At 50.6% G+C, this 5688-nt stretch carries 4 protein-coding genes; 1 reads left to right on the forward strand and 3 read right to left on the reverse strand.

The window, feature by feature from the left end:
• Positions 1-725 precede the first annotated feature (725 nt).
• Complete coding sequence (locus GTN70_04275; protein ID NIO16205.1) at positions 726-1154, reverse strand: hypothetical protein; 429 nt, start codon at positions 1152-1154, stop codon at positions 726-728.
• Between the two features lie 141 nt (positions 1155-1295).
• On the reverse strand, positions 1296-1841 hold the full coding sequence (locus GTN70_04280) for an AAA family ATPase (protein ID NIO16206.1): 546 nt from the start codon (positions 1839-1841) through the stop codon (positions 1296-1298).
• 1498 nt (positions 1842-3339) lie between these two features.
• Here GTN70_04280 and GTN70_04285 point away from each other — a divergent pair.
• On the forward strand, positions 3340-4653 hold the full coding sequence (locus GTN70_04285; GenBank protein NIO16207.1) for a hypothetical protein: 1314 nt from the start codon (positions 3340-3342) through the stop codon (positions 4651-4653).
• 315 nt (positions 4654-4968) lie between these two features.
• On the opposite strand, the gene GTN70_04290 is transcribed toward GTN70_04285, so the two are convergent.
• A complete protein-coding gene (locus GTN70_04290; protein ID NIO16208.1) occupies positions 4969-5226 on the reverse strand; it encodes a cupin domain-containing protein in 258 nt (85 codons plus the stop codon).
• Positions 5227-5688 lie beyond the last annotated feature (462 nt).

Consider the following 5688-nt stretch of genomic DNA (forward strand, 5'->3'; position numbering starts at 1 on the left):
TTCGCTTTCCATATATTGAGGGGGTTCACGGCAAAAAAAAGCCACCCCACATGGGGTGGCCTTCACGGTGATGGTCATACTCTCCAGTATTAAAACAGAAGTGCTCCTGCTCTTTTATCCCTTCCGTCCACTCCCTGGCAGGCCTGTTGCTACTTTCCCTGTTTAAAGAGAGCTCGCATCGCAAAGTACATGACCGCACACGAGGAAAATACGAGCATAACCACGATCACCACGAAACCCACCATGAGAAGAAATGACAGTACTTCCCCCATCATCATCTCCTTCCCACCGTTTGAATTTTTGTGAGTCTATTTTCATTGTAATAAAAATAAAACCACGGTTCAAGGGAAGATACCCCTTATTTGGCAATCGGTATGTATGTTCGTGGAAGGCGGTTTTCGGAGAAAAAAAGGTGATCTTTTGAAACTTTGTTACAATGCATTCTCCCTCCTGTTTTTGCAAGGATGTCGAAAAAAGGTCCGGCGGGACGGGTATGCCGCACGTGCCGGTGCGACGCAGTTGACCGTGATCTCGCAGGGAAGCTTCAGGCGGGGTTGCATCGGCTCTTTGCCCTGAGGGGAAGTGAACGGGCCTCACCGGATGAAGCCAGATGCGCGTTAAGGCAGGAAACGATCGGGACTGCTCATGCGGGAGGGGCCAACATCTTCTCCGGGCTCACGGTTTCCAGGATGTGAGCCCATCCGCTCTATCGCGGCAACTTCGGATTATGTACCCTCCCTTCCCTTTACTTCGCGCAATCTGTCGCGGAACGTAACGTACCGAACGAGCTCCTCCATGCTGAAGACGATGTGGACGTCTTTGAAGTAATCGGGTTCGGGGTGCTTTGCTCCGTCCTCTCTGCCAAGGATTATTTTCCCATCATCGGTGAAGTTACCGAAGAATGCATCCTCCTCGAGGAAGGCGAAGGGAAAGCACTGGGCTATGATTTTGTTCTCCCTGTCGTGGTACATGAAGGGGGCGGGGAAATATGCTTCAAAGCTGCAGCCTTTGCACTGAAACAAATTGGTATTGCCTTTCAGAAATGCATCCTTGTTCTGCGGGTCTGATTCGACATCGAGGGATTCGAATATGGTGGTCGCCACGTTGGTCTTGCATTCGGGACACTGGACGAGCATTTCCTTTCTTACTGTCATCACTCCCTCCCCTTTTCCCGGTTTGCCCCACCCTCAGCGTGATACATCGAGGGGGAAACATGGAAAGACGGCTGCTGGACCCGCTCCCTGTGCCGTTTTACGACGGGGTCCGCGCCATGCGTGTTTTCAGACAGCCTCCTTCTATCTTGGCTCGTGAATAGAGTTCAATACGTCCTCCAGCCCGCTCGATTCGCAGTAGAGCAGGGTAAAGGGGACTCCGCCCGATTTCAGGACCTCCATCATCGCAGCATCGATCGCCAGGGCTTTCTGGGGATCCTGATATCTTCCCTCGTTGCTGAACTCAGATGGCCTCTTCATGAAGAAGTTGATGTTTGCAAATGAGTGAAACTCGGCCCAGATAAGCTTCTTGAATGCATGAAATCTCTCGGTATTCTTTTCCTCCTCAGGGGTAAACTCGTCCAGGTAGTAGACGAACTGAACAAGGGGAGAGTCGGTGATGATGTAATCGACCTTTCCCACCAGCCGGTGAAGCCGGTGCTGCTGCTGCGCAAACACGAGGAGCTGATTGTCGAATATCTTCAGATGGTCATCCCAGACCTTCTCCTTGGCATATTCCCCCGTGTACTCGCAGGAAACCCCGTTTATCTTGAAGTGGGCCATCAGCCGATAAGCGAAAGTGGATTTCCCGGAACCCGGACCGCCGATAAAGTTTATAACCTTCGTCATCTGGCTGCCTCCTGCTGAATCGACCTTCTGATTCTTCAGAGGTGTTCATGCTTACCATACCGCAAACACCCTCCATTAGATACGATTTTTATCGGCAGAGGGTTCCAATATGTTGCCTTCCCTGTCGGCTTCCGGACCATCCTTGAAAAAAACCGTACAGGGGAAAACGCGAGGGGCGGGTGAAAAGTGAGAAAAATCCCCGCCCAGCGTGTGATCGGTAGGGGGGTGGACGGGGATTGGAAGAGGGAAAAAATAGTGTATCTGCAGTTACCATAAAAAATATTCACCCCGGGGTAATTGATGTACGTCAAGTGACAGGAAAAATATGGAAAGTGGCGTGACCGAAAGATTCAAAAGAATCGATTGATGAGACCCCCATGGGGAAGTTAAAGGCTGTGAACTCTGTCATACTGTTGGCCGCCGGTTACCGGCTGTCTCTCGTGGGGGAAATGAAAATCGTGGATCGCTGGTGTGCGTCTTATTCCGCATTGTCGCGGGGAGTGAAGAAAATTCCGGGTTTTTGCGCAGGGTGTGGTTTTGAATGGTCATGCTCTCCGGCGAGGACCTCGGTCGGTATGCCATCTGGAAATGCCTTGCATATGTACACACCCGGAAAATCCACGGAAAAACCGATGAAGTTCTTACATTGAGGGCATGTCGGTATTTTCGCCAATGTTTTCCTTTCAACGTAAGAATCCAGGTCATCATCCCTGCACCTGTCGTCGATAAATGGAGCAAGGAAGATGCCATGGTGTGATTTTATATAATTCCACATTATAATCATAGATTTAGCATTTTAAGAGGAGAGCCAGGAGAGCTCATGGTGTCCCGGATATAGAAGAATTTCTATATAGTTATTAGAGATTTTGAGAACGTGCGATTAACACTTCGCTTCCCCGGACCACCAAAGAAAAAATCGGAACAGGACAAAAGAAACAGGGGATCAGGCGGGACGAAGCACTGGTATCTTGTTTTTCCGTCATTTTCCTGATTTTTTTCTTTCAATTTGCAACTCCCAATGATCGAACATCTTCCGCCTCCGCCGCAGAAGAAAAAGGAGCAGTGCCAGAACAATCGACGGGACTGTTTCGAGGTAGGCTGGGGTATTTCTACCGATATGTCGCCTTCTGAATCGGTACTCTCCATGTAACAAAATGATCAAACACTGTTTCAAGATGATTCAATTTTTTATATAATGAACGCCGGCAAAAAACATACTTCTTGCAGCTCAACCCCTTTGACCTTCTCCTTTAGAGTCCTCCTTTGGTGTGTATTTGATTCTGTCCATTACCTGGCATGGCGCTTGAAATCTAAAACAATTACAAAGATGGTGCAAGGAGAGAGATTCAACGGAAAAATATCAAATGCTTCAGTTACCTTATATTTATAAGCGTTTACCACAATTACGATCCCGGTTGGACGTGTACGCCTCCTCCCATTCCGGGCCATTCCGGTGCGCAACGGGGTTCTCACTGTGGTCGCTGCCGGGCGAGTGGGAATGAAACATCACTTTGCAAAACGGGAAAAGGTGGAAACGGTGCCTCACAGAAAAAACTCAATCATTATTATCATACTATTCGCTCTGCTCATCCTCGCTGGAGCGGGCATCCCGGCCCGTGGGGATGACGCCGAAGTTCTGCCAAAAGGGGTGTTCGGGATTCGGTTCACCTCGGAATTCTACCCCCCGGTGGACGAGAGATACGACCCCGACGGAAACATCGAAGATGTAGCGGCAGATTTCAACACCATCCTCGACAGTGAGATATTCCCCGATCTGTCCATACTGGAGGGGCCTCCCTTCAATCTTCCCTCGGCGAATATCGGGGAGAGCGTCGTCTCCTTCGAGATGGAGTTTGTCGACCTCGAGCTTATCATTGCCTATGGTGTGACGGACAGGTTGATGGTGGGTGTGAAAATACCCTACTCCTTTCAGAAGAACAGCGTCGATGCCAGGCTGGAAACGGCAGACGCCACCGTGGGGAAGAACCCATTTTTCGGGACCCCCGGAGACCCCTTTGCCGGCGCCCCCCTGATCCCCATAAGTTTGGGGGGGGTGCCGCTCAGCGAGGAGGATGTCCAGGATCTCCTCGGGGGTGGTCTCGATGTCGATGGTGATGGGACGGTGGATATACCGGGTTTCGGGTACGAGCGGTTTGAGAGCTGGTCGGGAAGCGGGTTGCTCGATGTGGAGGTGGGTGCGAGATACCAGTATTTCAAAAATGAGCACTGGCGCCTCGCCCTGACCTTCGGCGTCAGGGTCCCGACGGGGGACGTGGACGACCCCGACAACCTGACGGATCTTGAGTTCGGCACCGGTGCGTGGGCTCCCTTCCTTCACTCAAACAACGATTACACGGGGATAAAGCATCTCGTGATCAACGCGACAGCGCGCTATTACCTCATCCTTCCGGACAGGGAGACGGTACGGATACCCGATGACGTGAATCAGCCCGTTACCAAAAATAGAGAGAAGGTCGACAGGGACATCGGAGATGTGATCGAGCTGGAGGGGGAGGCGAACTATGAGTTCGCCCGGGGGGCGAATATATCACTCATCTATAAATTTTCCCATATGTTCAGAACAGAAGTCTCGGGTAACCTCGGGTTCAACTACCGGTCCCTGGAGGATGAGACCGAGTGGGAATCACACGTAGTCCAGGTGGGCCTCTCATACTCAACCCTTCCCCTGTATGAAGAGAAAAAATTCCCCATCCCCCTGAAAGTCGGCATCGGGTACGGAAACAGATTTGCCGGGAAAAACAATGCCCTGAGGGTCAGGTACCTGAAAGCGGGGCTCGAGATGTTCTTCTGAGGCCGGGAAGCGGGGAAAGAACAGGTTCGACGCAGAATCTTCCTTCCGACACGAGGATTTTCAGATGACGATGGAGATGAGCAAATCCAACAATTTAAAGGGTTTACAGGTGGCAGGGGGCGAAGGCTCCTTAAATTCAGCATATGATCGACCCCGGGCATAGAAAAACAAAAAGAGCCCCCCTCCCAAACATGAACATATTTTCACAATAAAATCAGTGCAAGCCTTTCCTGAAGGCAAGGCTATATAAAAAATTCGGTCTCCCGTGGTTCGCTGGTGGTCAGCTGGAACCTTCCCGTTGGGACATGATCACGCTTACGGCTTTTCTTTGAAAATTTCCACTACGAGTATCAATGCTGGTTTTGTTCCCTTGTTCTCGATCCAATGTTTTACTTCCCTGTTCCCGAACCAGCTGTCCCCCGGAGGATGGTTAATAACAGCACCATTCCGATGCTCGGTAATTGTCCCTTCGAGCACATAAACAACTGCAGGACGGCCTGCGTGGCTGTGAAGTGTATTGTGGCCACCCGGTTCCAACGTCACCCTTCGAAGCCGGAGGTGGCGACCTTCCATCCCCTCAATTTCCGGACCGAGATCAACGGGTTGGAGTTTTTCTTAGGAAAAGAAAGCCTCATAGAGCCTCTCTGAGGGACTCAAATATCCAGATGAGAGGGATAGATGATCCCTCCGATTATCGGAGCTCCGGGGGGAGGGATTAAAAGTGTAATGCTCTTCCACCTCATCCGTCTGCATTAGTGTAAGACAAAGGAGGTGAAAAAACGGTGAACGCCATGAACATCATTATCGCAATGTTCTTGCTCTTTTCGTTCACCGTTGACTCAAGGAGGAACAACGGGCATTGGTATCGGTTCCTCTCTTATGTCTACGGGATTCTCAGAACCCGAAGGTAGGTGGGTACGATCCGGAGCTCCTGGGGAGGGAATAATTTTCAAAAAAATAAGAATTACTTTTTCAAAAAAGGGGGTGGCAGGGGGGAAACTTCGAACAGATTTAATCCAGATCTCTCTCCGGGCA

The sequence above is a fragment of the Deltaproteobacteria bacterium genome (assembly GCA_011773515.1).
Classification (GTDB): Bacteria; Desulfobacterota; Deferrimicrobia; order J040; family J040; genus WVXK01.